Origin of the sequence: Gloeothece verrucosa PCC 7822 (assembly GCF_000147335.1) — a bacterium.
GTDB lineage: Bacteria > Cyanobacteriota > Cyanobacteriia > Cyanobacteriales > Microcystaceae > Gloeothece > Gloeothece verrucosa.
In genome coordinates this window covers 2963037-2985555 of sequence record NC_014501.1, presented here as the reverse complement: position 1 = coordinate 2985555, position 22519 = coordinate 2963037, and the positions used below count along the sequence as shown (strand labels likewise).

Here is a 22519-nt window from a genome sequence, read left to right as displayed (position 1 = left end):
TTTTAGAGATTATAACAGTTATAATTTTTATAAAAAACGCATCTTAATATATTCTCGATTTTCTCACCTTAGAGTTCACACAAAAGTCAACAGACTGAGGAAAAAAATCAATGAAACCTCCAAAAACCGAATTAATCCCCGAAGAGCATGGTATTGTTAGAATTCATGTACAACCTCATTATCAATTAGGAGTAGTGGACCTAAAAGCCGGTACAATTTTAGAAATTTTTACCCCTAATATAAAAGTTCAAACGGCTAATAAATGGGGCAAGGAATTATCAACCACTTTTGGAGTTAAGTATTTTCGGAATACGAAAAAAGTGATTAATCCCCAAATTCAACGTCAAATGAAAGAACAAAGACGCAAAGAATGGGCAACACTTCAAGAAAAGCGCTGGCATCAATGGCAACAACAATATCCTTCTGAAGCTTTAGCTATCGCGCATGGAATTAGAACCATGAATTCTTGGATCAAAGAGCTAGGAACCATACAGCCAAGCTATGATACTATACATGGTACTCCTTATTTTTATAAAGAATATCCCGATGGACGGGATCGAGCTTGTGTGGTTTTTGCTTATGACATTAAAGAAAAGTGGCTCAAAGATAATCAAGAAAATATCACAGAAACTAAGAAAGTTCGTCGGGAAAACAAGAGATGGCTGTATGAATATCAATTACACATAAAAGGAGAAGAATTTAATTTTCATGGCTATTTTGAGCCGCCCTCGATCAGTGATGAGCAAGGTATATCGCCGCCGCAATTTAAATCCGGTAAGCTTTTAACCGAGCAAGAGAAAGAAACCATCAAAAAAATTTGTAATATAGATGGTGCTAGAGCATTTACTCAGATGATAGGTTGGAAATACCTTTCTAAAAGAGGATTTTAATTCTAAAAGCTAACTCCAATCTATACTCCTAACTCATCCATTAATTTCTCTCTTTCTTTTTGGAGATTCAGCCGAATTTTTTCATTAGGTTGATTGGGGGACCGAACGAGTTCCCGACGATTGTCTTTGACTTCGATCATGGGCGCAGTTGAATAAACATAATTTAACAACTGTTCGATTGTATCTTGTCCCGAACCTGACCATTCTCTTCTAATATTATCCAGCATTAATTCAAGAGACATAGGTAAGTCAAGCTTTTCTAATCTATCTATATTAGAAAGTATAAATGTTCTCTCACGAAAAAGAACGATAGCCAATCAATAACCCAACTACCTTGCGGCTCGATCTTTATACATTTCTTGCAACACCAAAGCCGGATCAAGATACTGATTAGCATACATTAAACCCCAATGAAGATGAGGGCCTGTGGTATTACCCGTCATCCCCACTCGGGCAATTCTGGCACTTACCGGAATTTCTTGACCTAGCCAAATAATAATACCCCCTTCACGATCAATTAAATAAGTCCCTTGGGGTGAAGACTCTACCTTTCCCATCAGATGACAATAGATGTGAGTCCACAGACCGGATTGAATTTTAATCATAGTTCCACAACCCGTATTATCCGATAACTCTACCACTCGGCCAGACCACCAACTGCGAACATAACTCCCCAAAGGTGCGGCTATATCTAACCCGGCGTGAAATTGTTGTTTGCCGGTAACCGGAGAAACTCGATAACCGAAACCCGAAGTATAAGTTTGAAAGTTTTCTACCGGAAAAGAGGCATATTGCCAAGGATTTTGACCTGGAACCGACCGAAGCGCCACATCTTGAGCAAAAAGAGGAAACGGTTTAAAACTCCCTATAGATAGGCCAAATAAAAGACTCACCAAAGTGAGCAGAACAAAGCGATCACAACGGAAACGAGAAAGAATAAATTTCTGTCTTAATAAGTTGAATTTACCCATAAATACACTCCTCACAGGGAATTGTCGCGGCCGGATTAACTCTTTTTTCTGGTTGAACTGACTCATTTAAAATCTCCTCACTCAACTGAGGAGGTTCTTGAAGAAATACATTGAGCAATGATAACCGCTTTTGCCGTCGATGGGGAAATTCTTGAGAATAATTGTTAAAATTCTAAAAAGTAGATTCTTCCCCCTGACAACTGACTGAACATGATCAATGAAATCATCCCCTTCCAAATAGAATTTGATACTGTCATGATCGCAGGTGCTTGTCTGTGGTCATTGGCGTTATATATTGGATTATCAAGCTTTAAAGATTGGATCATTGAAGGGTTGAATCGTTGGTTTAATTTTGCTGAGAGATCGTTATATATCTCACAAGAAGAATTTGAAAAGACCCGTCAAGCAAGAGAATCTCAAAACGCCTTTTATGCTTCGGTTTTTAGTATAGTCCCTTTTTTAGCCATCGGCAGTCTTTGTAATTGGGGAGTAGAACTGGGTCTAGGGCGCAGTTGGTCAGTTAGCATGGGGATAATGGCCTGTATTGCTTTTGGGGTTTATGAACTGGGACGACGAGATAGTATTAAATAGTTACCCGTCACCCGTCAGTCGTTTTTCATCAGCTAAATTTTACCTCAATGAAACTTCCTAACTTTTTTCAAAAAACATTAACTCGGTGTATTATTTTAACCTGTGTTATTGTCACCTGTTTTTCTCTAGCCGCTTGCGCTCCCCCTACCGATAAAAATCAAGTGGTGCAAGCTATCTTAAGCGACCCAAAAACCTTTAATGCTGTGCTTTCTCAAGAATCTCCTAATGTGTTTGGGTTGATTTATGAAGGACTGATTACGGAAAATCCTTGTACAGGCAAAAAAGAACCTGCTTTAGCTGAATCTTGGACCGTTTCTGATGATAAATTAAAAATTACCTTCACTCTTAGAGAAGGTTTAAAATGGTCTGATGGTCAACCCTTGACTGCTGATGATGTTATATTTAGCTATAATAAACTTTATTTAAATCCCAAAATTCCTAACAATTACCGAGATTCCATGAGAATAGGTAAAAGTGGGGAATTGCCGATTATTCGCAAGCTGAATGATCGTCAAATAGAATTTATTATTAAAGAACCCTTTGCCCCATTTTTTGATATAGCCGAAGTGCCCATTTTACCGGCTCATATTTTAAAAGAAACAGTAGAAAAAACCGATGCACAAGGCAATCCCACTTTTCTCACCATTTGGGGAGTAGATACGCCTCCGGAAAAAATTGTGGTTAATGGAGCTTATAAACTTAAAGAATATTCCACAAGTCAGCGCATACGATTTGAAAAAAATCCCTATTACTGGAAAAAAGATGCAGACAATAACCCCTTACCTTATATTGATGAAATTGTCTGGGCAATTGTGGAATCTCAGGATACCTTCTTATTACAATTTCGCTCGGGTAGTTTAGACTCAATTGGCGTTTCTCCTGAATATTTTTCTTTACTGAAGCAAGAAGAAGGGCGAGGAAATTTTGCCATTTATAATGGAGGGCCTGCTTACGGAACCACTTTTTTAGGCTTCAATCTCAACAAAGCCAAACGAGATGGTAAACCCTTAGTTGATCCCATTAAATCTAAATGGTTTAATAATGTTAATTTTAGACGAGCCGTTGCTTATGCTATCGATCGACCTCGAATGATTAATAATATTTTTCGCGGCTTAGGAGAACCCCAAAAATCAGATATTTCTGTTCAATCTCCCTATTATGATCAAAACTTAAAAGGCTATGACTATAATCCTGAGAAAGCCAAAGAATTATTACTAAAAGAAGGATTTAAATATGATAGTCAAGGTAAACTGTTAGATGCTGACGGAAACCCAGTTAAATTTAGTTTAATTACCAATGCCGGCAATAAAACCCGAGAAGCTATGGGAGCGCAAATTAAACAAGACTTGGCTAAAATTGGAATTCAAGTGGATTTTAGTCCTTTAGCTTTTGGGGTATTGGTGGATAAATTGAGTAACACTTTAGACTGGGAAGCTCATCTTCTCGGTTTTACTGGAGGAAATGAACCTCATTCGCCTAATCTTTGGTACACCGATGGTCAATTACATACGTTTAACCAACAAGGTAAATCCTTAACTGGTTGGGAAGCGGCAGATTGGGAAAAGCAAATTGAGCAGTTATATGTACAGGGTTCACAAGAATTAGACCCCGAAAAACGTAAAGCGATTTATGCCAAATCTCAGGAATTAATTGAGCAATATTTACCCTATATTTATTTAGTGAATCCCTATTCTATGTCGGCAGTGCGAAATCGCTTTGATAAGATTGATTATTGTGCCCTTGGCGGTGCATTCTGGAATATTGATGAAATCAAAATTAGTGAGCAGTGATTTTGTCGTCTCGGTTAGGCACGGGGATAATTTTTCTGATTAACGAGTCAGTTTTGCTCTGCGTCGTAACCTGCCGCTCAAACTTTGGTAACATCTTATAAGTACCACCGACATAAATCAAGAAGCACTTCGCGCCACTAGGTTTCGCCTCACTTTGTGCGCGTGAACACGATGTTAAGAAATGTAAAAAGAAATAGCCAAACTTTAAAATTATCTCCGTACCTAATCCATCCTACGAATGCTCAGCTTTTCTTATCGCCACAGGAACGCGAGAGTCATGATATAAAGATATATCTCGCTTAAACCTCATAAAATCTTTAAATTTTTTTGATACTTTAATTAAAACATAGCTTATTGATTTAAGCTCTGCTATTCATATAGGACAAAATAAGGTCAATATAATGAAGAAAAAATTAAAGGTTTTACTCATCATAGAACAATGTAATCCTGAATGGTCATCTGTTCCTTTAGTAGGATATAATTATTACAAAGAAATTAGCCAGCTAGTAGATTGTACATTAGTCACTCATGGGAGAAATGAAGAAGCTTTACAGAAATTTCCCGAACATAAAAATATTATTTATATACACGAAGGTTCCTTCAGCCCCATTTATCATAAGCTCGTTTCTAGTATAACCTTTCAAGGCCGGGTAAACTGGCCTTTATATAACGCTTTATGTTATCCAATTTATGAAGAGTTTAACAACCAGGTTTATCAACAATTTCATATTTCAGTATCTAAAGGAGATTATGACATTGTTCATGCCATAACGCCAATGATGCCAAGATATCCAGTTAAAATTATTAAGGCTTGTCATAATACTCCTTTTCTTTTAGGGCCAGTAAACGGCGGCGTTCCCTTTCCTCCGGGTTTTCAAAAAGTAGCTAGGCAAGAATTTGCCTATTTTAACTTTTTAAGAGCAGTGGGACGAGCCTTAATACCCGGTTATGTAGAAACTTATCAACAAGCCGACAAGGTATTATCCGGGTCAACTTATACGCTAAATTGGCTTAAAGATACATTTTCAATACCAGATAACAGAATTAGCCTCTTTTATGAAAATGGCATAAAACAAGAATTTATAGAAACTCAAAATGCTCCTAAAAATTTGAATTATATCAATTTACTTTTTGTCGGACGATTGGTGCCCTATAAAGGAGCCGATATGTTGCTCGAAGCGATCAGTCAACTCGATCAAGAAATCCAAAATAAAATTCGTTTAACTATTGTGGGTGATGGGTCAGAAAAAAAACCTTTAGAACAACAAGTAAAAGAGCTTAAGCTTGAAAGTTTGGTCAAATTTACTGGCTGGGTCAAATCACAGGATATTGTCCAATATTACAAAAATTCAGATATTTTTTGTTTTCCTTCTATCAGAGAATTTGGAGGAGCCGTCGTTCTAGAAGCTATGGCTTGTGGCCTTCCTTGTATTGTGGTTAATAACGGAGGAATTGGTGAATATGTAACTGAAGAAACCGGATTTAGGATAGAGCCAAGCTCTAGAGAATATGTGGTTAGAGAAGTAGCTGATAAAATTCAAATATTAGTGAATGATCAAACTTTAAGAAATCAAATGTCTTTCAAGTGTGTTGAAAGAGTAAAAGACTTTGAATGGGGAAGAAAAGCCGAAAAAATTAGGGAAATATACGAAGATTTAGTCAAGCAAAAAGCAGATAAGACTTTAAACTCAGATCTTGCACTAAAAAAAGTTGAGGCGTAAACTAAAGGCTAAAGTTATGGGTACACTCAAAAGTGGTTGGTCACGAGAAAGAGCGAACATTAACTGTCGCTCGGTGTTGGCCTTCCCACTCGCCCAAAAGTCAACAGGAACGTTGTTTAGAGAGAAGCGGAAAACGGACGCACAGCGTATAATTATAATTTTCCCTTATCTGTGGATCGGCGTTCTCTCTAGACAATCAAAGTGCATACCTAAGGTTTCTGTGCATTTGCCACTAAATTGTCTCGCCACAGAGGACGTATAAACAAGGGGCTTATTATTATTCTAGCTAACTTTGTTAGGAGAGTTGCGCCAGAAAAATCAAGCTGTCTATATTCAATCTGAACAGATTTAAATCCAGCTTTTTCTAAAGACCATTGCAAATTTTCTTTACTATATTCGATAAAATGTCCAATGGCTTCCCCCCGGCGAGGTTGAAAGAAAGGACAAAAAATTGGTGTCCCGGTTATCATCCTTACCAAATTTCTGAAACGATAGAAGTTTGGAGTTGTTAGAATAAGCCACCCACCCGGTTTCAAGTATTTTTTTAGTTTCTCTAAAATTAGGTTGGGTGGAACTGGTAAATGCTCAATAACTTCACACATTACTATTAAATCATAGTAGCTTTCTACAAGAATATCGTCATGCAATAAATCACAAACTAAAAAATTTATACCTTGGTCTATTATTCCCTGTTTATATTGATCATTAACATCGGCAACAGTACAATCAAAATTAAACATTTCTTTTAAGAGGAGACTAATCTGTCCTCCGCTTATTTCTAAAATTTTAGGGGATTCTGGTAAAGTGAATTTCTCTATAAATTTAAGTGTATTGAAATATCGAGGACGATAATTTTCATAATAAGAACTTACTTCAAAAAAATTATTTTTTATTACAGTTTGTTCATAAGCCTTATTAAACTCATCTTTTTTGATAGTAATCTTAATGGGTGAATTAGTCATAAGTTTGTCAAGCCCTTTGCCTTCTTAAAAAAACAGTAAATCTATAGGATTTATTATAACTCTTATGAGCAAAAAATTACAATAATTATTGTTGAAAAATTTTAAGTCTAGTAAATTTAAAGAAAAAAAAAGCGAAAAAAAACCCTTCGGCAGTGGGAAAGATTGACGACTAAAAAGATAATGGCAATCTGAGGTTTCGGCTTAATGACCTCTTCATTGCTCTTTACACTTTTGACAAGCGTGAACTTTATATATATCCACAATTTCCTTAAAAGTCCGCCAGAAGGGGAATTTAGGGAGATCAAAATTACCAATAATTAAACAATAGTTTTCCCTCCATCTACTAACAAAGAAGCGCCGTGCATCAATTGAGGTGCATCACTGGCTAAAAATAGCGCCACTTGAGCAATTTCTTCGGGTCGCCCTAAACGCCCTATAGGAATAGTAGCAATGCTTTCTGTTCTTGCTTTTACTGGATCTGAATCAGCATTAAATTCAGCATTAAGCATCGGAGTATCAATTGGACCCGGACATAGTGCATTAATGCGAATATTATCAGCCGCATACTCGAGGGCCAGAGAACGAGTGAAAGCCAAAACGGCTCCTTTACTAGCACAGTAAGCCGTAAATAACGGTTGAGCAACAAAGGCTAATTCAGAGGCAGTATTAATAATGACCCCTCCTCCCTGCTGTTTCATCACCGGAATCACTTGCTGACACAGGTAAAAAGTCGCCATAAAATTAACCGCCATGATGCGCTCTAGAGAGGACTGGCTGACGCTTGTAAAAGCTTCTACCGTAGAAATACCAGCATTATTATAGAGAATATCCACTCGCCCATAGGTTTGCCCACAGTTCGAGACAATATCTCTAGCCGCAGAAGAATTAGCCACATCACAGGCAAAAAAATGAAAACTAAGCCCCAGTTGTCGTAATTCCTCCTCTAAAGCTTCACCGGCTTCTGTATGGCAGTCAACGCCAAAAACAGCCGCGCCTTCTGCGGCAAATAATTTTGCTGCGGCTGCACCAATACCTGAACTGACTCCTGTGATCAGTGCTACTTTCTGGTTGAGTCTTCCCATACTGACGATCAATAATAAATTGATGAATAGAACATTTAGCTAAATTTATGCTCGAATATATCACCTTATCAGATACTTTACCTCCCGTTGGCCCCTATTCTCATGCCGTACGTGCGGGAGATTTTTTATTTGTCACCGGACAGTTGTCAGAAAACCCCGAAACCGGTGAAATTCATCGAGGAGCGATCGCCGATCAAACCCGCCAAGTAATGGAAAATTTAAAAATCGTATTGGCGCACGCGGGGACTAGCTTTGAGCGAGTAGTCATGGCGCGTATTTTTCTGACAGATTTTAGAGATTATCAACAGGTTAATGCAATTTATCTTTCTTATTTCCCTCAAAATCGGTTGCCGGGGCGCACAACTGTCGGGGTTTTAGCTTTAGCTGGAGGAGGCGATGTAGAAATTGATTTAATTGTTTATTGTGGGGAATAAAAATACTCATATAGTCTTTAACTCTTAAGCCGCTTTATTCATGACATGAAAGGAAATTTTTGTCAAGTTATCGGGTGACCAGATCTCAAGGTATAACAACAGCAGAAATCCCCGAAAATTCCTTACTAAAAGTTTATTTATTCAGCCTAGCGAGGGATTAATAATCATTGCTAATTCGTCCATTTTTTTCGACTTGTATTCTATAAAATTCCCTTTATAGACCCTAAATTTTGGGACTGACATCACTCAGTTTCTCCTATTACTCTAATAGTAGAGAAAGTTCAGCTAACGAGTAAAAAACACAGGAGAAAAATCATGGCGAAATTATATCAATCAAACTCAACAATATCCCGATTAATCGCCTTATTAATGACCACGACGGTTATAACTCCGATGCTTCCTTTAATTCCGGCTAATGCTCAACCCGTCTATCATCAGAGAAATTCCCTGATAGGACAACGGCAGATAGCCATTCCCGCAGGCACTCGAATTGCCGTCAGACATGAAGATGCTAAAAAAATCATTGTTAGTAAAGACGAAACCGTGCCTGTAACTCTTCAAGTGGCCTATAACATAACAGATAATAACGGTGCAGTCCTAGTTCCTGCGGGCAGTGAAATAAAAGGTCAAATTGAACCGGCTGGCAACGGGTCACAATTTGTTGCTCAAGAATTAATCATCAACAATCAAAGCTATGAGATCGATGCTACCTCTCGTGTAGTCACCAAAACCGAAAAAATCTCCAAAGGTGCCAATACCGAAGACATCTTAAAAGGCACATTAGCCGGTGCCGGTGCGGCAACCATCATCGCTGGAGTAACCGGTAATAGGCGCATAGAAGCCTTAGAAGTTCTCGGCGGTGCAGCCGTAGGAACCTTAGCCGGTTGGGCCTTACCTCAGTCAGGCGTACTTGGCGGAGGTAGCAAAGAAGTGATCTCTATTAATCCTAACCAAGACCTAACCTTAACCCTGCAAACACCTCTAACCATCAGCAGTCGAGTTAACCCAACCCAAAACGGCAGATACTATTAGACCACCTGAACCGAAAGTCATCCAAGCAGGTATCATAAGAACTATCAACTTTGGACTTTTACACTAGCAGTGGCAAACCCAGACCCATCTTCTCAACCCCTCCTACGCACTCCCCTCTATACCCTCACCCTAGAACAAAAAGCCAAATTAACAGCTTTTGCCGGTTGGGAGATGCCAGTACAATTTAGTGGCCTTAAGCAAGAACATCAGGCAGTACGCACCCAAGCCGGTATGTTTGACATCTCCCACATGGGAAAATTTATCTTTAAAGGCCAAGACATTATTAAACAGTTACAAGAGTTAGTCCCCTCTAACTTAAGCCGCATCCAAGCCGGCCAAGCCCAGTATACTGTTCTGTTGAATCCCCAAGGCGGTATCATCGACGATATTATCGTTTACTATCAAGGCGAAAAAAATGGTCAGCAAGAAGTCACCTTAATTGTCAATGCTGCCACCACCGAGAAAGATAAAACCTGGATCTTAGAGCATATTTCCCAGTCAGTAGAATTTGCCGACCTTTCACAAGAAAAAGCCTTAATTGCTGTTCAAGGTCCACAAGCGGAATCTTTTTTACAATCCTTCGTCAAAGAAGATTTATCTGGCGTTAAACTATTTGAACATTTGAAAGCAACCCTATTAGATCAACCTGGGTTTATAGCTAGGACAGGATACACCGGCGAGGATGGGTTTGAGATCATGGTAGATCCAGAGATTGCCCAACAATTATGGCGTAAGTTGTCAGATGCGGGTGTAACCCCTTGCGGGTTGGGCGCTAGAGATACCCTTCGCCTAGAAGCCGCCTTAGCCTTATATGGACAAGATATCGATGATACCACTACGCCGCTAGAAGCCGGTTTAGGCTGGTTGGTGCATTTAAAGACCCTAAAAGAGGATTTTATTGGTAGATCCGTATTAGAAAAACAAAAAGCTCAAGGAGTCAGTCGCCGCTTAGTCGGGGTGGAAATGGAAGGACGATATATTGCGCGTCATGGCTATCCCGTGATCTCTAATAGCAAAATAGTCGGAGAAGTGACGAGCGGCACATTATCCCCCACTTTAGGAATTCCGGTGGCATTGGCTTATGTTCCCACAGAATTAAGCGAAGTCGGACAGAAATTAGAAATAGAAATTCGCGGAAAAACTTACCCCGGAAAAGTGGTTAAAAAACCTTTTTATCGTTCACCGAATAAAGCTAGTTAAAAGATAAATATTCATCTGTATATACTTTTAAGTTGAGCAAATATTAAATGAAATCTTCCTAGGCTGTTAAGCTGTTGTGCATTTAAACTGGATATTATGATCTTAGGAAACAAACCCTAAAACTCTTCCCCCACACCCCGCACCCTACCCCCTACACCCCCCCACAAAGAACAAATTAAATGCGTGACAGCTTATCAAGCCGCTAGGGAAGACACGATTAAAAAATATCACTTACCTTTAGATTAAATATTAATTAAAATCTAAGAGAGCCTCTTGGGAAAATTATAAAATAAGTAAAAACACTTAAAAGGGTACTGGCCCTGGTGCTGGTATGAAGTTTTTTAGATTCAGCTAGTCTTTAAAAATAGCTAATGAGTTAATCAACATAGTCTTAAACTTTTATGAATAAAATTTTTCCCAAAATCGTTTCATCAATAGAGCTTACAGACATTATATACATTCCCTACTATGTTGATCAACGAGCTAAACTTTTGCGTCAACGCTATATTGACAATTTTGTCTTTATTCATATCAATAAGACCGGTGGAAGAAGTATTGAAAAGGCTCTAAATTTAGCTTTTCAGCATAAAACTGCTTTAGAAAAAATCGACGAAATAGGTCAACACAAGTGGGATAAAGTATATAAATTTACAACGGTTAGAAATCCCTGGGACAAAGTTGTTTCTCACTTTCATTATCGTGTTGAAACAAATCAGACAAATTTAAGGGCAAAACCAATAAAATTTAAAGAGTGGGTTAAATTGGCCTACGGGTATAAAGATTCCTTCTATTATGACAGCCCTAAAATGTTTATGCCTCAGTTGGATTGGATTACAGACCATGAAGGAAAAATTTTAGTAGATTTTATCTGCCGTTTTGAAAATCTTAGTCAAGATTTTGGGGCAGTCTGTAAAAAAATTGGTAAAAATGTTACTTTACCTCATATTAATTCCTCAAAACATGGCAACTACCGTGAATATTACGATGATGATACTATTGAGATCATCGCCAAATGGTTTAGCAAAGATATAGATAATTTTGGCTATCGATTTTGATATGGGAGCGTTTCTTTAGAGTTCAACGTTCCCAGATCCGGTGTTCCCTGTTCCCTAAAACCAAGAACTTTGTACCTCACTAGACTGAAAAACGCTATAAATGTTTTTACTTATTTGACAATTTCTCAAACACGCTCTCTAACAATTCCAGGGTCAGGGAGCAAAAAGCCCCAGACTCGTCATATTCAACGATCAATTGTTGCTTTTGGCTAGAGGTAACGAGCCAACTGGCGGCTATAACAAAAGATTTTCCCAGGCTAATCTTATCTGGGCAACTAATAGAAACCCCGTCAGGTAAAAAGAAAACTTGATGGTCTTTCCAACCCCAATGTAGCTCAGTGCGGAACTCGTTCGGTCCCCCAGTCGGTATAGGGTCAGAAATGTTTAAATCTCGAGTCATGGTAACAGATGTTCCTTGCCAATTACCTGAATCACTTCTTTGAGGCAATTGCTCGAGTTGCGTTGACCAATATTGACTAGGAAAACCGGTGGCATCTTCACGAATATTGGCTGTTCTGAATAAATTTCCCTGCTTATCATAAATAATCCCTACACTATGGCGTAATTTCTCCTGTTTAAAAAATAGTTCAACTGCCAAATAAGAGTCTAGGGCTAACTGGGTTGTTATCCAAGCCGCAGGACCTGATGAAAAGAAGATTCCCCTCATCAATTCATTGTCTGGATGAAATAGACCATCAGACAAATTATTTGACTGCTGATCAAATTTCCAGGTTTTTTCGAGGATTTTACCATCAGCGTACTGATAACGATTGGTTTGGGTAATTTCGTTCTGTTCTGGATTAGCACAAAAGCCTCTAAGACTTTGAAAAGATTCTGTAATTTCTCCTTGAGGAGAATATCTTGTCCAAATTCCGTGCCAGTTAGACAAATGGTTAGCAATAAAATTATTCCAGTTTTGTTGTTTAAGTTCCATAAAAAGCCGCACTAAAAACGCTGCATCTGCCTTTATCCTAGAGTATTCTCAGCCGCAGACACCACGCTCGCCGATTGGGCAACCCCTCAAGTTCTTAGCGTCACCAAATCACAACCAACCCCAGATTTATTCTTGCCCAATCAACACAGACTGCTAAAATTAAGCTGATCTACCTAAGATCTATATTGTTAAGATGCGAATACTAGCTCTTGTACCTGGGGGAATTGGCGACCAAATACTCTTTTTCCCCACCCTCGAAGACCTTAAGCAGAAATATCCTAACTCCACGCTCGATGTGATCGTGGAACCCCGTGCTAAATCTGCTTATCGGATTTGTCCTTATGTTCATGAAGTCCTGCTTTTTGATTTTAAAGACCGCAATGGCTTGGCAGATTATCTTAACTTATTAGGGGTGATCCGCGATCGAGAATATGATGTCGCTATCTCCCTCCCACAACGTTGGACTATCGGGTTACTGCTTTGGTTAAATGGTATCCCTGTACGAGTCGGTTACAAAACCAATACCTCGGTGCGGAAGGAGTTCCGCACCCCAATCTTTTTAACTAACGCTGTGCCTCTGAAAACGGAACAGTATGCGGCTTATATGTATCATGACTTACTCCAAGGGTTGGATATTCAAACACCTACCCCACCCCTAAAAGTCACCCTGCCTAAAGATGATATAGACTGGGCCGAAGCCGAACAAAAACGCCTCGAGATCAAAGATACTGGCTACATTATCATTCACGGCGGTTCAAGTACATCAGCCGCCATTAAAGGAGTAGATAAAAATTATCCTCTTCCTCAATGGCAAAAAATCGTCGATGAGATTCTCGCTAAACAGCCAGACCTTCCCATTGTTTTATTACAAGGGCCTGAAGACCCTCAATGGGTAAAACAGTTGCTCGAAGGTCATCCTAATCTTAAGGTGACAAAACCAACGGATGTAGGGAAACTAGCCGCGATCATTGCCGGGGCGAATCTAATGTTATGTACTGATAGCCCTCCCATGCACTTATCGGTAGCCGTCGGAACTTATACCATTGCCTTGTTTGGTCCCACAGTTGCCGAAAAACTTTTACCCCCCGATCCAACTCGTTATATTGGAATTCAATCCAAGAGCGGCAATCTTGCCGATATCAAACCAGAAACTATACTTGAAGCAATGTGGCGTGGCTAAACGGGCTGTTTTTTTAGATCGGGATGGGGTTCTCAATGTAGAGGCGGGTTATATTCGCCGCGTTGAGGACCTTCACCTCATTCCCAAAGTCGCCCAGGCAGTTAGAAAACTTAATAATTTAGGCATCTTCTGCTGTCTGGTTTCTAATCAATCCGGCCCGGCAAGGGATTATTATCCTGTCTCTCATGTCGAGGCCCTTCATCAACGGTTATCTCAACTTTTATTTGAGCAAGCGGGTGCAAAACTCGATGCTCTCTATTATTGCCCTTATTTGAGTCCGGCAGCCGGCGGGGTTAACCCAGAATTTACCGCTTGGAGTAGCTGGCGCAAACCGAATACCGGTATGCTAGTAGCCGCAGCATGGGCTAATGACCTTGATCTTAAACAAAGTTTTATGGTGAGCGATAAGGTCACCGATGTGGATATGGCTCATAATGCTGGTTTAAAAGGCGTTTTGGTGAGTAAGAATGCAGGTAAGCCGGTTATAGGCGGCTATCTCCATCGCACTAAACCCGATTATCTTGCTAAAGATTTAAATGAGGCGGTAACATGGATCTCTAAACAAATCAAAAAAAATCTTGAGTAATCAGGTAAAAATCTGAAAAATTAGAAACTTAGACCCTTGATTATTAGATTTTGTATGTTGAAGTGCTAATTTATGCGCTCTCCTCGCCATTCTCCTCCTTCTAAGCCGAATCCTAAGTTTTTTAGGATGATAATTATGGTGTCGCTGTTGGTGGCTGTGCCTCTGGTGAGTCTCCCTATGGCGGCTAGATACTATCTCATGCAGGGCGATCGCTTTTTGCAACAACAACAAATTTCTCAGGCGATCGAAGCTTATTCCACCGCGATTAGATTTCAAGCCAATTTTGCTACAGTTTATTTACGCTTAGGAAAGGCTTTACAGAAAAATCAACAGTTCCAAGAAGCTTTAATCGCTTATGATAAGGCTTTTTTAATTAATCCTCGTTTAAATGTTGAACCCGAGTTAGCAAAAGATTTAAATCGTTTAGGAGTTGCCCTCTCTAAAGAAAATGATTTATTAGACGCTATTACCGCCTATCAAAGAGCCGTTTCTGTTGATCCTTTGTTAATAGAGGCTCAGAATAATTTAGGAGAGGCTTTACTTTCTCAAGAAGAATGGCAAGAAGCTAGTCAAGTTTTTGCTCAAATTATTCAATTTGACCCCGAAAATGCGGCTGCTTATACTAACTTGGGAAATGCTTTTTTCCAAGGAGAACAATGGTCACAAGCCAGTGAGGCTTATGAAAAAGCTCTCGAGCTTAAGCCGCAAAATGCTACAATTCTTGACCGTTACGCCCAAGCCCTCGTCAAACTAGAAAGGTTTCAAATAGCCGAAAATATTTATCTCAAAGCCATTACCCTTGCTCCTAATCGAGGAGATTTATATAATGGGTTAGGAGAGGTTTTATATCAACAACAAAAAATTCCTGAAGCTATAGCGGCTTATCAACAAGCCCTGCGACTTGGCCCTAAAAAGGCTGTTATTTACAAAAATTTATGTTATGCTCGCCACACTCAACGACAATATGAAGAAGCTCTGAAATTATGCCGTCAAGCGAGGGCTTTAGATCCTTCTGAAGGCGGCGCTAAATTTTATATACAGGAAGTTGAGCGCACTTTAGCGATCTACAAAAATCCACAACTGTTAAAGATGCCTGAACGCATCCCGAGCCGCCAACGCGATCCACTCATAGCATTAAAGCGTTCTATTGTCAAGATTATTGTTAAAACTCATAGTTATCGGGGCATTGGCACAGGATGGCTGGTGAAACGAGAAGGAAAAAAAGGGTGGATAGTGACTAACCGTCATGTGATTACTAATTCAGAGCAAAAAGAGGAGGAAAACTCTCACATTGAGGTAGAGTTTTATAGTCAACCCTTAGCGGGTGAAGTTCGTCGTCGCAAAGCGGCTAAAATTTGGCAAAAAACGGCTCCTAATGATGGGTTAGATTTAGCGGTGCTAGAAGTTAGCAATATTCCCCAAGATATACAGCCATTGTCTTTGTCTGGTGAGCCGCCACCTATCGCTAGTAAGATTACGGTAATTGGAAATCCCATTACAGGGGATGATTGGTCAGTGGCTTTAGGTGCAGTACAATCAACCACAGACCAAGCATTATTTTTATCAGTCAGTCTAGCACCTGGAAATTCTGGAGGGCCTGTTTTAAACTCAAATGAACAGGTTATTGGGGTGGTGGTTAAGGCGGGTTTATTTTGCCCTCAACCGGCGGTGAATACTCCCATGAATCTATCCTTGAATAAGTTGGGTTGTGGTGTGGCGTTTCCGATGCCATTAGTGCAAGCAAGATTGAAAAATTGGGGTCTTTAACTGGGGGTTAACCGACAAAAATTAAAAATCGTGCCGAATTTCCCCCGGTTTGGGGATAGTAAAATAAAAAGTAGCACCTTTCCCTAACTGAGATTGTACCCAAATTTTCCCACCATGACGTTGAATAATACGCTGGCAAATAGCTAATCCGATGCCGGTACCGCTATATTCTTCTTGAGTGTGTAAACGTTGAAAAATTTGGAAAATTCTTTCTGAGTATTGCGGCTCAATTCCAATCCCATTATCCCGAATAGAAAATAACCAGACATTTCCTCGCTGTTGGCAAGCAATATCAATGACTGGTGGAAGTTCTCCATGATATTTAATCGCATTACTGATTAAATTTTGCCACAATTGTATTAATTGAGAGCCATCAGCCATCAAAGTTGGTAAAGAGCTATTAATATTAATGGTTGCTCCATTTTTTTTAATCAGAATTTCCAGGTTATCTATAGCCTGTCTCAAACACCAGTTTAAATCAACTAATTGAAAGGTTTTTGTTCGAGTTCCCACCCGAGAATAGGCTAGTAAATCGTCAATTTGTTGACGCATTCGATTAACTGATGTGAGCATTTGGTTGATATATTTTTCGGCTTTAGCATCTAATTGTCCTTGACAGTGGCGTTTCAATAATTGTCCATAGCTGGCGATAATTCCCAAGGGTTCTTGTAAATCATGAGAGACAATATAAGCAAACTGTTCTAAATCCTGATTAGAACGAGCCAATTCTTCTTTTTGTGCGATTTCCTGTTGTCTTAATTGGGCTTGTTTAAGGGCAATACTTAACTGCTCAGAAATTTGTCTAAGCAGAGCAATTTCATCGGCTGTCCATTCACGGGGATGGCTACATTGTTGTACACATAAAAGCCCTGATAATACAGTGGTAGAAGATTCGGCTAAGGATTGCTCAATAATAATAGGAAAAATCAAATAAGACTGAATTTGAGCTTTTTGTAAAAATTCTCGGTAACAGTCTTTAAATTCGGCACTAGCAACGTTAGAACATTCTTTGATTTGTCCAAAATCGTATCGCGTTTGATAGTGATTTAGAAAACATTCATCTTCATAAACCTGATTCAACAAACTGCAATAACCATAGCCAACTGATTCATGAGTCACTTTAGCCGTTGTCCGAGAAGTAATTTTTAGAAATAGCACTCTATCCGCATTTAAAGTTGCTTGAATTGCACTGACTGCTGTTTCTAAAATTTCCTCTATCTGTAAAAATTGGCGAATCTTTATGGTTAGAGCCGCTAATAATCGATGATATTTAGCATGGCGAATCTGTTCATCAAGGGCTTTTCGTTCTTCTGTAATATTCTTTGAACTCCCTTGAATGGCAACAATGTTTCCTTGAGCATCAGCAATGGGTACTAAATTGGTGCGCCAAATTCGTTTCCCGATGGGTAATTCTAAGTTTTCTTGATAATATAAAGTTTCTTTAAGCCTAACACAGGTTCTATACCATTGTTCGGTCTGAATAGCCGTATTAATGGGCAAAATTTCTCTCGGACTTTTTCCGACAATTTGGTCTAAAAAAAAGCCGCTTTCTTGCTCATAAGCCGGGTTAACCGTTTCATAAACAAATTCATCATTTCCTAAAACCTTAACCAGAAAAATCGCATCCGCAGAATGATTAAAAATACTCGAGTAAAGAGATTCCGAAGCTTGCAGTTTTTCTTGGGTGACAATTCGCTCATGATAGCGATAAATAATATCTCCTACCACCTGTAATAATTGACCATCTTCTTCTGGCCCAACTTTAGGATTATTCTCTGTGCTATCAAACCCTATTAGCCCCCATAATTTGCCAAATTTATTATAAATTGGAATGGCTATACCACCACTAGGCTGTTCAGAAAACCAATTATTTTTAGGGGCTGTAGTAGTGGCAAATAAAATATCTAAGCTGGCATGAATTATGCCTTTATATTGTTTTAATTTTTTGACCCACCAAGTAGAGGGGGATAAATTTATAGTTTTAAATTGTTCGCTCACAGGTTCAGTGGAATTATTGCACCATTCATGAGTCATGCTCGCCTGTGTAGCATTATGGTAAAAGCGTAGTAAATAGACGCGATTGGCATTAACCGCTATACCTAAAATTTGTAAAATTCGTTTAAGATCAACATTTTCATAAGTGGCTAACTCTTTAGAAACTAAAGTAATTGCCGTTTCTAAAACGAGACGATAGCGTAATTTGTCTTCTATTTGTTTACGGTCACTAATATCTGTAATTAAAGCATAATATCCTTTGATTTTCTCATCTTCTCCCCGCTCAGGAATTAAATTTCCTAAAACATGGCGAATCCCTCCATTTTGGTAAGACAGAGTTGCTTCGTAGGTTACGGATTCCCCTTTTAAGACTCGTTCCACATTATCCTTAACAAGTTTATAAGCTTTTTGTCCTATAACTTCTTCAAGAGTTTTACCAAAAATGTCCTCTTTTTTTTGCCCAAACCAATACTCATAATTTTTATTAATAAATTGATAACGTTGTTCCGCATCAGTGTAGGCAATACACACAGGTAAAGAATCCATTAGCAAGCGCAGTTTTTTTTCCCTTTTTTCTAAGGCTTCTTCAGCTTTTTTGAACTCAGTGATATCGCGTATAAATCCTAGCATCTGCACCAATTTATCCTGACTATCTAGAAAAAAATTTCCTCGATTTTCTACTAAAATATAGCTCCCATCTTTCCGTTGTACTCGGTATTCTAGAGCCATCGCTTCTCGAGTTTCACGGATGCGTTCAATTAATAGCGAAAATTGGCTTTGATCTTCAGGATGAATTAATTGATACCACCAATCTAAATGATTCACAATTTCATCTCGAGCATAACCCAAAATTTTCTCAATATTCCCACTCCAGATAATCTCATTAGTTTGAGAATTCCAATGATAAAAAATCTGTCCATTCGCTTCAATAGCCGCTTGGAATTCGGCGGTTGGCTGTTCCTTTTTTGGCTCCTTTGCCGTTTTTTCTTTATAGCTGCTCAATTCTTGCTGCATTTGCATATTTTTGACAATTAAACGGAGCGAACGCTCTACTACAGCCATTTTTAACGTTTGTTTTTGCCAATAATCTGTTATTCCTAGCTCTAGGGCCGCTATTCCTAGGCGACGATCCTCGGTCAGTAAAATGATGGGATCAGGACTCACTTGACGAATTAGAGGAGATAAATATTCTTGTAAAGTGGCGAGCGGCTCTAATTGCTGAGGGGAATTTTCAAGCCATAGATCAGCATCTACTATATAGATCTGCTTTGTTTGAGAAACAATTTCTATTAATGGCTGATCTGGAATCATCCACTGCAATTCAAATAGATTATTCTCTATCTTAGCCATCAGATCATTTAAGTAATGGAAACTCTTGTGATCCTTTCCAAGCAATAGAACTCTGGTCTGAGTGTTCATCGGGGGTTCAGCATTAGGAGTTGGCTTTGAAATATTAAGATGGGGAATCAATATGAATTGTCTCTGATTTTCCTAGTGTAGTACGACTTTAGGGATTATTGCTGGTTCTGCATAAGAAGAATTCTTAACACTCTTCACTTCACCAATTCCTAAAAATTTTTGTTCATCTTGAACCACTTGAACCTTGTCAGATGAGGATAAATTTATTTGATCAGATAAATTAACGGCTTGTCCTTGACACCAACGTTGAGCGGCTTGCTCAGACAAAGTAATAGTTAACAAATGCTTAAGAGCCGTCTGGGGAGGGATCACAGATAATTGTCCTTGATTTTGTAGGGCCTCAATTTCTTGTAAGGATAAAGAATTAACTAAATTCATGCCACAAGATAAAGTGCGTGTTAAAGCGGCTAAAGTTCCGCCCACAGCGAGCAAATTTCCCAAATCCCGAGCCAGCGAACGGATGTAAGTCCCTGGTCCACAACTAATATCTATTTCTAATTCCGGATATTCTCCAGGGTACCAAACCCAATTATCGATTTGGTCAATTTCAACCCTACGAGTAGGAACCTCGACTTGTTCTCCTTGACGGGCTAATTTATACAAACGTTTTCCACCAACAGAAATAGCACTATAAGCGGGAGGAATTTGTTCAATGGTGCCAATAAACTGAGGCAATAGGAGTAGAATTTCTTCTAAAGTTAAATGGCTACAAGGACAAGTTTGTATAATTTCTCCTTGCAAATCATCGGTAGTGGTGATAACTCCAAAACGAATGCGGGCCCGATAAGCTTTTTTATCTGGTAAAAAGGGTAATAAACGAGTCGCTTTTCCTACGGCAATGGGAAGCACTCCAGTAGCGGCTGGATCAAGCGTTCCCCCATGGCCCACTCGTTTAATTTTTAACAGTCGCCGAATTTTAGCCACACAATCATGAGAAGTCCAACCGGCGGGTTTGTTCAGATTGAGAAAACCTAACATAATGAGTTAACTTTTGAGTGTCTTTCTGCTGTCCAATGTCGCTCAGAGGACTGATATAAAGATAATCCTTCTAAACCGGAGCGAGCGATTAACTGTTGAATTTCTTCTAGAGTAAAAGCCGCTTGTAGGGAATCATGAAACAGTTGTTTTTGATGCTGAGAATACTCTGGTCCGATTGCTTCTACCATCTGGTTGATCATTGTCTGGGTTGGGGGACGAAGCAAGTCTCGAAGCAAAATTGCACCCCCGGGTTTTAAAACTCGCTTTACTGAGAGTAAAAAAGGTAACGGATCGGCTAAATGATGGATTAAGCTGTTAGATAAGACCACATCAAAATAATGATCCGGATAGGGCATTTGTTTAGAGTCTACTAATTCTAACTGAATGCGTTCGGTTAAATTGGCTTGTTCTATATTTTTGCGCCCGATATCTAACATCGACTGGGCTAAATCTATAGCCACCACTTGCCAACCTGGGCGTTGTTGACATATTAAAATAGGAATCCGGGCTGTTCCTGTACCAGCATCTAAAACTTTAGCTATATTAGGAGCAAGTTCCATAGCTCGTTGAGCAAAGGCATTATTAACTTCTGTAAAGTCCATTGCGTCATACTCAAGAGCTTCTTCCTGGGTATCCATAACTTCGGGTTCTAGGATTCGCTGCATTCCCTGTCTCCTGTTTAAGCGTTTTATAGTAGCCTTAAATTGAAAATGTCCGAGTCAACCAACATACCAATACAAGTGATTGATACTCCTATTATGTTATTTGATGGAACTACTGTCAGTAAAGCCACAGCAGGAGCGGCGGCGGCGGTGCTTCTGATGCCTAATGGCAGACGCTACACTGTTAGTCAATTTCTCTCTAAAGCAACTCAGGAAGAAGCCGACTATCAAGGTTTGATTATCGGACTGCAAAAAGCTCAAAAACTCGGCATTCGCAAGTTAGAAATTAAGGGAGATAGTCAAGCAATTTTTTATCAGATCAAAGGCTTAGCCAAGGCCCAAGAGCCGCCAATTCAGAGATTACATGAGCAAGTTATAAAACTTATCAATCGCTTTGAAAAAATCTCTTTCGAGTTAATCGCCCCTGAACAAAATCGTTCCGCTATTACCGCCGTTAATCGTTGTATTGCCGAAGCTTTAGGTAGAGAGTCTCCCTCCAACACCACCTCATCAAAAGCCGCAAGCATTACTCCCAATGTAACGCGGCTGATCAAATTAGGCTCTAATGCTAGGGACGAGGATTATAAAAATCTAACCCCCGAAGATGATGATTTTAGTTCAAAATCCTTAGCTCAATTACGACAATTAGTTCCCAATAGTATTCGAGATGAAATTGCTCTTTATTGGGATGGACAAGATGACCATTTAACCGAGATATATCGTTGGTATCTTCGGGGTTTATCTCCCGATATGGCCATCCGTAAAGTGCAAATTGATACAGATAATAAAGAGCCAAAACAAGAGGAAGAAAAATTACCTTGGGAAGGAGAACTCCTGGTTAATTCTGACTTGGAAAGCCCGGCTTTTGAACCGGTTAATCCTTTTATCTCTTCCCCTAAATCTGACTCTTTAGAAATAACGGAAACACCAGATTTAATTTTTCCCTTTACTGAGGAAACTGAAGAAGATGAAGACTTACCACCGATGGATGAGTCGGGAACAAGTCCCCAACCCCAAGCCGTGCCGGCTGATTCCACCCTCAATAAACCTGAGCCTTCCTTGATTACTTTAATAGGAGACTACAGTAAGGATACTTTGCCCTCCGATGCCAAAGTGATGCACATTGTTGAGTTGGTTCGTAATCTATCTTTAGAAGAAAAAACTCTTTTAGTGCAAGAGTTAGTTAAAAGTGGTGAGCTAGTGAATCTCATGCTTAAAGCGATCGCCGAGCAAATGTCTAGTGGACAAGGATAATTTGGTGTCATTGGTG

Annotated in this window: 20 protein-coding genes; 12 read left to right on the top strand and 8 right to left on the bottom strand. The window is 39.3% G+C overall.

Annotation, left to right across the window (positions count from 1 at the left end; genetic code table 11):
• Positions 1 to 110 precede the first annotated feature (110 nt).
• Positions 111 to 890 (top strand): hypothetical protein, encoded by a 780-nt coding sequence (locus CYAN7822_RS13050; RefSeq protein ID WP_013322748.1) that lies wholly within the window; start codon positions 111 to 113, stop codon positions 888 to 890.
• 20 nt (positions 891 to 910) lie between these two features.
• Here CYAN7822_RS13050 and CYAN7822_RS13045 read toward each other — a convergent pair whose 3' ends face one another.
• Together CYAN7822_RS13045 and CYAN7822_RS13040 are read right to left on the bottom strand one after the other, a co-directional pair.
• Positions 911 to 1132 carry a hypothetical protein gene (locus CYAN7822_RS13045; RefSeq protein ID WP_013322747.1) on the bottom strand — a complete coding sequence of 74 codons (222 nt, stop codon included), beginning with the start codon at positions 1130 to 1132 and terminating at the stop codon, positions 911 to 913.
• An 87-nt stretch (positions 1133 to 1219) separates the two neighbouring features.
• On the bottom strand, positions 1220 to 1861 hold the full coding sequence (locus CYAN7822_RS13040) for a M23 family metallopeptidase (protein ID WP_013322746.1): 642 nt from the start codon (positions 1859 to 1861) through the stop codon (positions 1220 to 1222).
• Positions 1862 to 2071: 210 nt separating this feature from the next.
• Between CYAN7822_RS13040 and CYAN7822_RS13035 the strand changes: the two genes are divergently transcribed.
• From CYAN7822_RS13035 to CYAN7822_RS13025, 3 genes are all read left to right on the top strand, one after another.
• The gene (locus CYAN7822_RS13035; protein WP_013322745.1) at positions 2072 to 2452 is read left to right on the top strand and encodes a hypothetical protein; all 381 of its coding nucleotides are present in this window, start codon (positions 2072 to 2074) and stop codon (positions 2450 to 2452) included.
• A gap of 47 nt (positions 2453 to 2499) precedes the next feature.
• Entirely contained in the window at positions 2500 to 4242 is a 1743-nt protein-coding gene (locus tag CYAN7822_RS13030) for an ABC transporter substrate-binding protein (RefSeq protein WP_013322744.1), read from the top strand.
• 401 nt (positions 4243 to 4643) lie between these two features.
• A complete protein-coding gene (locus CYAN7822_RS13025) occupies positions 4644 to 5963 on the top strand; it encodes a glycosyltransferase family 4 protein (protein WP_013322743.1) in 1320 nt (439 codons plus the stop codon).
• Between the two features lie 209 nt (positions 5964 to 6172).
• On the opposite strand, the gene CYAN7822_RS13020 is transcribed toward CYAN7822_RS13025, so the two are convergent.
• The gene (locus tag CYAN7822_RS13020) at positions 6173 to 6925 is read right to left on the bottom strand and encodes a class I SAM-dependent methyltransferase (protein WP_013322742.1); all 753 of its coding nucleotides are present in this window, start codon (positions 6923 to 6925) and stop codon (positions 6173 to 6175) included.
• 317 nt (positions 6926 to 7242) lie between these two features.
• Positions 7243 to 8007: an SDR family NAD(P)-dependent oxidoreductase gene (locus CYAN7822_RS13015; protein WP_013322741.1), complete on the bottom strand. Its 765-nt coding sequence runs from the start codon at positions 8005 to 8007 to the stop codon at positions 7243 to 7245.
• Positions 8008 to 8054: 47 nt separating this feature from the next.
• Here CYAN7822_RS13015 and CYAN7822_RS13010 point away from each other — a divergent pair, with 47 nt between their 5' ends.
• The 4 genes from CYAN7822_RS13010 (at position 8055) to CYAN7822_RS12995 (ending at position 11728) form a co-directional block, all read left to right on the top strand.
• Positions 8055 to 8441 carry a RidA family protein gene (locus CYAN7822_RS13010; RefSeq protein ID WP_013322740.1) on the top strand — a complete coding sequence of 129 codons (387 nt, stop codon included), beginning with the start codon at positions 8055 to 8057 and terminating at the stop codon, positions 8439 to 8441.
• A gap of 315 nt (positions 8442 to 8756) precedes the next feature.
• Positions 8757 to 9473 (top strand): hypothetical protein, encoded by a 717-nt coding sequence (locus tag CYAN7822_RS13005; RefSeq protein WP_013322739.1) that lies wholly within the window; start codon positions 8757 to 8759, stop codon positions 9471 to 9473.
• A 69-nt stretch (positions 9474 to 9542) separates the two neighbouring features.
• Positions 9543 to 10673 carry a glycine cleavage system aminomethyltransferase GcvT gene (gcvT, locus tag CYAN7822_RS13000; protein WP_013322738.1) on the top strand — a complete coding sequence of 377 codons (1131 nt, stop codon included), beginning with the start codon at positions 9543 to 9545 and terminating at the stop codon, positions 10671 to 10673.
• A 401-nt stretch (positions 10674 to 11074) separates the two neighbouring features.
• On the top strand, positions 11075 to 11728 hold the full coding sequence (locus CYAN7822_RS12995; protein ID WP_013322737.1) for a sulfotransferase family 2 domain-containing protein: 654 nt from the start codon (positions 11075 to 11077) through the stop codon (positions 11726 to 11728).
• A 106-nt stretch (positions 11729 to 11834) separates the two neighbouring features.
• Here CYAN7822_RS12995 and CYAN7822_RS12990 read toward each other — a convergent pair whose 3' ends face one another.
• Entirely contained in the window at positions 11835 to 12662 is an 828-nt protein-coding gene (locus CYAN7822_RS12990; RefSeq protein ID WP_013322736.1) for a DUF3598 family protein, read from the bottom strand.
• Between the two features lie 193 nt (positions 12663 to 12855).
• On the opposite strand from CYAN7822_RS12990, the gene CYAN7822_RS12985 reads away from it, so the two are divergent.
• From CYAN7822_RS12985 to CYAN7822_RS12975, 3 genes are all read left to right on the top strand, one after another.
• Entirely contained in the window at positions 12856 to 13842 is a 987-nt protein-coding gene (locus CYAN7822_RS12985; protein ID WP_013322735.1) for a glycosyltransferase family 9 protein, read from the top strand.
• On the top strand, positions 13835 to 14428 hold the full coding sequence (locus CYAN7822_RS12980) for a D-glycero-alpha-D-manno-heptose-1,7-bisphosphate 7-phosphatase (RefSeq protein ID WP_013322734.1): 594 nt from the start codon (positions 13835 to 13837) through the stop codon (positions 14426 to 14428). Before CYAN7822_RS12985 ends, CYAN7822_RS12980 begins: the two co-directional genes overlap by 8 nt.
• Before the next feature lie 135 nt (positions 14429 to 14563).
• Positions 14564 to 16195: a tetratricopeptide repeat protein gene (locus CYAN7822_RS12975; protein ID WP_013322733.1), complete on the top strand. Its 1632-nt coding sequence runs from the start codon at positions 14564 to 14566 to the stop codon at positions 16193 to 16195.
• 21 nt (positions 16196 to 16216) lie between these two features.
• Here CYAN7822_RS12975 and CYAN7822_RS12970 read toward each other — a convergent pair whose 3' ends face one another.
• The 3 genes from CYAN7822_RS12970 to CYAN7822_RS12960 all read right to left on the bottom strand — a co-directional run bounded on the left by CYAN7822_RS12970 (position 16217) and on the right by CYAN7822_RS12960 (position 21252).
• On the bottom strand, positions 16217 to 19540 hold the full coding sequence (locus CYAN7822_RS12970) for a PAS domain-containing sensor histidine kinase (RefSeq protein ID WP_013322732.1): 3324 nt from the start codon (positions 19538 to 19540) through the stop codon (positions 16217 to 16219).
• A gap of 141 nt (positions 19541 to 19681) precedes the next feature.
• Positions 19682 to 20587, bottom strand: coding sequence for a tRNA pseudouridine(55) synthase TruB (gene truB / locus CYAN7822_RS12965; RefSeq protein WP_013322731.1), 906 nt, complete (start codon positions 20585 to 20587; stop codon positions 19682 to 19684).
• Positions 20581 to 21252 (bottom strand): class I SAM-dependent methyltransferase, encoded by a 672-nt coding sequence (locus tag CYAN7822_RS12960; RefSeq protein WP_013322730.1) that lies wholly within the window; start codon positions 21250 to 21252, stop codon positions 20581 to 20583. Before CYAN7822_RS12960 ends, truB begins: the two co-directional genes overlap by 7 nt.
• Before the next feature lie 45 nt (positions 21253 to 21297).
• Between CYAN7822_RS12960 and CYAN7822_RS12955 the strand changes: the two genes are divergently transcribed.
• On the top strand, positions 21298 to 22503 hold the full coding sequence (locus CYAN7822_RS12955) for a reverse transcriptase-like protein (RefSeq protein WP_013322729.1): 1206 nt from the start codon (positions 21298 to 21300) through the stop codon (positions 22501 to 22503).
• Positions 22504 to 22519 lie beyond the last annotated feature (16 nt).

Coding starts and splice junctions, on each gene's coding strand:
- CYAN7822_RS13050 (WP_013322748.1), top strand. CDS start 111: ATGAAACCTCCAAAAACCGAATTAATCCCCGAAGAGCATGGTATTGTT.
- CYAN7822_RS13045 (WP_013322747.1), bottom strand. CDS start 1,132: ATGTCTCTTGAATTAATGCTGGATAATATTAGAAGAGAATGGTCAGGT.
- CYAN7822_RS13040 (WP_013322746.1), bottom strand. CDS start 1,861: ATGGGTAAATTCAACTTATTAAGACAGAAATTTATTCTTTCTCGTTTC.
- CYAN7822_RS13035 (WP_013322745.1), top strand. CDS start 2,072: ATGATCAATGAAATCATCCCCTTCCAAATAGAATTTGATACTGTCATG.
- CYAN7822_RS13030 (WP_013322744.1), top strand. CDS start 2,500: ATGAAACTTCCTAACTTTTTTCAAAAAACATTAACTCGGTGTATTATT.
- CYAN7822_RS13025 (WP_013322743.1), top strand. CDS start 4,644: ATGAAGAAAAAATTAAAGGTTTTACTCATCATAGAACAATGTAATCCT.
- CYAN7822_RS13020 (WP_013322742.1), bottom strand. CDS start 6,925: ATGACTAATTCACCCATTAAGATTACTATCAAAAAAGATGAGTTTAAT.
- CYAN7822_RS13015 (WP_013322741.1), bottom strand. CDS start 8,007: ATGGGAAGACTCAACCAGAAAGTAGCACTGATCACAGGAGTCAGTTCA.
- CYAN7822_RS13010 (WP_013322740.1), top strand. CDS start 8,055: ATGCTCGAATATATCACCTTATCAGATACTTTACCTCCCGTTGGCCCC.
- CYAN7822_RS13005 (WP_013322739.1), top strand. CDS start 8,757: ATGGCGAAATTATATCAATCAAACTCAACAATATCCCGATTAATCGCC.
- CYAN7822_RS12995 (WP_013322737.1), top strand. CDS start 11,075: ATGAATAAAATTTTTCCCAAAATCGTTTCATCAATAGAGCTTACAGAC.
- CYAN7822_RS12990 (WP_013322736.1), bottom strand. CDS start 12,662: ATGGAACTTAAACAACAAAACTGGAATAATTTTATTGCTAACCATTTG.
- CYAN7822_RS12985 (WP_013322735.1), top strand. CDS start 12,856: ATGCGAATACTAGCTCTTGTACCTGGGGGAATTGGCGACCAAATACTC.
- CYAN7822_RS12975 (WP_013322733.1), top strand. CDS start 14,564: ATGGTGTCGCTGTTGGTGGCTGTGCCTCTGGTGAGTCTCCCTATGGCG.
- CYAN7822_RS12970 (WP_013322732.1), bottom strand. CDS start 19,540: ATGGCTAAGATAGAGAATAATCTATTTGAATTGCAGTGGATGATTCCA.
- truB (WP_013322731.1), bottom strand. CDS start 20,587: ATGTTAGGTTTTCTCAATCTGAACAAACCCGCCGGTTGGACTTCTCAT.
- CYAN7822_RS12960 (WP_013322730.1), bottom strand. CDS start 21,252: ATGCAGCGAATCCTAGAACCCGAAGTTATGGATACCCAGGAAGAAGCT.
- CYAN7822_RS12955 (WP_013322729.1), top strand. CDS start 21,298: ATGTCCGAGTCAACCAACATACCAATACAAGTGATTGATACTCCTATT.